Raw genomic sequence first — 3,522 nt, forward strand, 5'->3', positions numbered from 1 at the left:
GTAGACGAGCGGCAGCGGAATTGGCACGGTGGGAAGGCGGCGACCATTGCGAATTCGTTCAAACTCGACCAGAATTATTGAAGCACGAGGTCACACCGCATGGCGGACGACATCAATCCGTATCGGTCGCCGGCAATTGCTAATTCCGCATCGGTGACGACCCTAGTTCCGCTTCGGCGGATTTGGGTCTTTTTCGTGGGGGCGATTCTCGGGTGCCTCTCGTTTATCGTCGCCATCGCCTTCGTACCAAGTGACCTGGCAAGCCCGGCCCAGCATGATCTTCTTCTGGCCAATTACTTGGGATTCGTGTTTCCGCCGCTTGTAGGGCTGTGGTCGGGGATGGTGCGGCGCTCCTGGTGGTGGTCAGGGACTGGGTTCACGATTGGCTTGGCCATCGGAGCGGCGTACCGTGTGCTTTGCGGCAACGACTTCCTTGCTGTGATGGTGGCGTTCCCATGCCTGCTGGGTGGTGCAGCGTCCGTGGCGCTGGGGACCGGCGCACGCTCCTCGTTCGACGGGATTCTTGTTCGACTGGGCAAGGGCCTGCTCGCCGGATTGGAGTTGGGCTTCGTCTACATGGTTGTGCTGAACGTAATGGGAATTGCTTGGATTCCGATAGATTCAACCGCAGAATATCATCGGATGATGTGGCAAAACGGTCCGGTGGCGATGAGCATTGCCAGCGGCTTCTATCTCGTTCTGTTTGTGTGGGCGTCGAATTTGAAGCGGGTCGTAATCGCAAAGCCTGAGGAGCGACATCACGCTCCGTGAGGCCGTGACCGCGATAGGGGCGGCAACGCTCGCCGTCCGCTTCCACTAAAGCGTGACGGACCACAGGCAACCGAAACCCGCGGCTCCAGCAGGGTCGAGCGTGAAGACGTGGAAAGCGGTCATTCGTGAACCAACCAAACCGAAACCGATGGAGAGCCACCGATGTGCCGGGTCTTTTCGCTGATCGTCGTCCTGTTGCTTTGTCCGGCAGGGGCACTCGATGCCTCCGGCCCCTCGAACGCCAGTGCCCTTCCCACTTCGGTCGAACTTTGGATCGAGGGGGTTCCGGCCGGCGCGAGCCACTCGGTCGCCGCACCCCGAGCAGCGTGCGCGCTCCTCATCGACGATCTGCGGATGACGCAGGCGGTCGATGCAGAGGGCGGGAAGACTGTGGTGCTTCTTGGGCCGGGTATCCACAACGGCGACTTCGAATCGGGCACGGTGGATTGCAATTCGTATCTCGTTGAGCGCACCTCGATCTCGGATGCGACCCCGCAGCTACCGGCCGCCAGCGGGAAGAAATTTGCCGTGATGGTGGCTGATCCGAAAGTGCAGTTGCACATCCCGCGGCTGATCAAGTATCTCGACATGCCCGATTTGAAGAATGGCCGTTGTTTCGTGTTTTCCGTGAAGGTCCGCGCAAAGAAAGAGCCGGGCGCTATGAGATTTGCCGCAGTGTCGGTTCTGTTTAAAGATAAGAACCAGCAGTTTGTCGCGGAATATCACGGTGATCAGTTCGCGGTCAATGCCGATGGTTGGGTCGAGGCCAGAGTGGCGTTCGACTACGATCGAGGAATTATCAAGAAGACTCCCGATGCTCCCACGTCGATGGCCAAATTGGCGGCGATGGTCGAGGCGGAACGGGCGAAGTGGCCAAGCTACGACATTACGCCGAGGGCGGATGATGGCCGCAACCTCGCGCTCTCCGTGGCGAAATGGGAGGGGCGAGCGGGCATCCCCGGCGCGCCGTTCCGGGTTTGGGCGGTCGGGGCCAGTTGGACGGGCGCGCTGGCTAGCATGAGCTATCGGCTGGAATACGCCATCCGGCAGCAGTTCCCCAATGCGCCGCCGATCGACTTCAAGAGTCAAACGGGCAACGGTTGCCCTTGGAATTACGCACGCGGGTGGATCAGCCAATTCGTGCTGGCCGATCAACCCGACCTGATTCTCTTTTACACCCATGGTGATCTCGACAAGCTCGATCTGATGCTCACCGACATCCGCCGCCACAGCACGGCCGACATCATTGTCCCCAGCCTGCACCTCATGGGGCCCGATGATGCGGAGCCCGCTCGGTGGGTCGAGACGTTTCACGCCGGGCATAACTTCGAAATTAGTGCCTTACGCGCGGTATGCAAGAAACACGGCGTCGAATTTGTCGAGAATCGCCGCGAATTGGCCGAATACCTGACGCGGATCGGCAAGAGGCCGTCGGCGTTGCTCCGCGATGTCGCGCACCAAAACGAGGAGGGGCTCTGCCGCTCGTGGGACAACATCGTGCGCCACATCGCCAAGCCGGCACAATTCAATTACGACTTCGCTTCGCGCGAGCGCCGCCTGCTCGTCGCTCCGCCCGCCAAGACGGCGACGGAAAGTGTCGTGCTTTCCGACGGATGGTCGGCCGTCGATGGCATCGTCCGCACGAGCAAGCCCGGCGAGCGGATTAGAGTCGATTTCATCGGCAATCGCATCGACGTGCTCGGCCGCGCTGCCAATGGAGGCGGGACGGTTCGCGTGCTGATCGACGGTCAGCCGGCGGACCAAGCGTCGGCTTTCTACAGCACCTATATCATGCCGCACCCCAAATCATTTCCGTGGAAGATCGGCGGCCCCGGTCCTGGAGACGTTGGGCTGCACGCGGTCGAGCTCGTCAAGAATGTCGTTGCTCAATCTTGGAAGATCACACTGACCTCCGAAACCGGCGACTACCGGCTCGAGGGCAGCGAAACCGGCTTGGACGGCGAAGGCAACTCGACGAAAGCCTTCACGAGCCGCTCGGGACAGATTCACATCGATCCCGAGCTCTGGCGATACAACCGGCAGGAGAACAAGGGAGTATTCACCTATGGCAACCGGGCGGGCGACCAATACACGTTCAACGTATACCGCAGCGCCGTCGGACAAGTGAGCTTTGCCGCAACCAAGCCGCTGCCGCTCCACCAGCCATTGGTAGAGAATCTACCGAACGGCAAGCACACGCTGGAACTCGTGACGCAAGGGAGCGGCGACGTGGCGGTTGAATCGTTCTACGTTTTTCAACCGCCGGAGAAATGAGCGCGGCATGGACTGCCGCAGAACATCGCCATCGTGGTCGAGTTGTTGGCGAGCGAGAACGCCTATTGGATCACCGGGCAGAAGATCCCGGCCAATGGTGGAACCGTTTGTGTCGGTGGACGAAGCATGACACGAGCCAAGGATCAATTGCCAGATGAGGCGAGCTATCCGCGCCTTGCAAAGTTTTTGCGAGCCGGTGGGACGTTGGAGGCGGGCGAAGAGTTTTCTCTGGGTTCGTTTGCGACATTGCGAAGGAGGAATTGAGTTCTTGTTATCGAGCCCGCGTACCGGGACATGGCGGTACTGCTAAAGGAAATCGATTCAGAACTGATGGCAAACAAAGGTCGAGGCATGGTGCGGCAACCAGCGACGAAATCGCCGAAGATGCAGAAGAAGATGGCGAAGAACAAGATTGCCGCAAGACTTGGAAAGAAAAAATGATCCTGTTCATCGACGAGGATCGAGCCTACCTGTCCT

General features: G+C 59.6%; 4 protein-coding genes. All 4 read left to right on the plus strand.

Annotated elements, in window-relative coordinates; genetic code table 11:
* Positions 1 to 99 precede the first annotated feature (99 nt).
* Complete coding sequence (locus VHX65_03015; protein HEX3997502.1) at positions 100 to 771, plus strand: hypothetical protein; 672 nt, start codon at positions 100 to 102, stop codon at positions 769 to 771.
* A gap of 162 nt (positions 772 to 933) precedes the next feature.
* Positions 934 to 3,045, plus strand: coding sequence for an SGNH/GDSL hydrolase family protein (locus VHX65_03020; protein HEX3997503.1), 2,112 nt, complete (start codon positions 934 to 936; stop codon positions 3,043 to 3,045).
* A 33-nt stretch (positions 3,046 to 3,078) separates the two neighbouring features.
* Complete coding sequence (locus tag VHX65_03025; GenBank protein ID HEX3997504.1) at positions 3,079 to 3,309, plus strand: hypothetical protein; 231 nt, start codon at positions 3,079 to 3,081, stop codon at positions 3,307 to 3,309.
* Positions 3,306 to 3,522: hypothetical protein (locus tag VHX65_03030; GenBank protein ID HEX3997505.1), on the plus strand; the 217-nt coding region annotated here is incomplete at its 3' end. The genes VHX65_03025 and VHX65_03030, both read left to right, overlap by 4 nt.

It is taken from the genome of Pirellulales bacterium, assembly GCA_036267355.1.
Taxonomy (GTDB): domain Bacteria; phylum Planctomycetota; class Planctomycetia; order Pirellulales; family DATAWG01; genus DATAWG01.

What these genes read in the sequence shown, in the direction of transcription:
- VHX65_03015 (HEX3997502.1), top strand. Translation starts at nt 100, where the DNA reads ATGGCGGACGACATCAATCCGTATCGGTCGCCGGCAATTGCTAATTCC.
- VHX65_03020 (HEX3997503.1), top strand. Translation starts at nt 934, where the DNA reads ATGTGCCGGGTCTTTTCGCTGATCGTCGTCCTGTTGCTTTGTCCGGCA.